Below are 414 nucleotides of genomic sequence, written 5' to 3'. Positions count from 1 at the left end.
GTAGTTGGGGGCTTCCCCCTGTGAGAGTAGGACGTTGCCAGGCAGATAAAAGACAATCCAATGGATTGTCTTTTTTATATGCATAAACAGAATGCTCAAGGCGCTGAAGAGCTCTGTTCCGGAGGAACAGCACCTTCCTCGAATGGGCCGATGGTTACATAGTGATTATACATCTCTGAAAAAACATCGTGTCCCCCTGTGAGACGAGCTGTTTCTCTTCGTAACACGACGTAAGAAACTTCGAAGAACAACTCCATGAATAACCCATCCCCGTAGAAGAGAAATAGCGAGCCAGGACGTTGCCAGGCATCCTAAAGTATTCCGTTGAGGAATGCTTTTTTTTGTGTGCGCCAGGCATGGCGACTATCTAGGTGGTGAAAGTCCACTGTGGAGGTACACATCAACTAACCACTA

The 414-nt window shown here is 47.1% G+C and carries 1 protein-coding gene; it reads right to left on the bottom strand.

The features are described from left to right. Positions 1 to 95 precede the first annotated feature (95 nt). Entirely contained in the window at positions 96 to 257 is a 162-nt protein-coding gene (locus SAY88_RS24780; protein ID WP_332635088.1) for a hypothetical protein, read from the bottom strand. Between the last annotated feature and the right edge of the window lie 157 nt (positions 258 to 414).

It is taken from the genome of Halalkalibacter flavus (genome assembly GCF_036663575.1).
GTDB lineage: Bacteria > Bacillota > Bacilli > Bacillales > Bacillaceae_D > Halalkalibacter > Halalkalibacter flavus.
The sequence above is the reverse complement of the archived record's forward strand: the minus strand, read 5'-3'. Positions and strand labels throughout refer to the sequence as shown.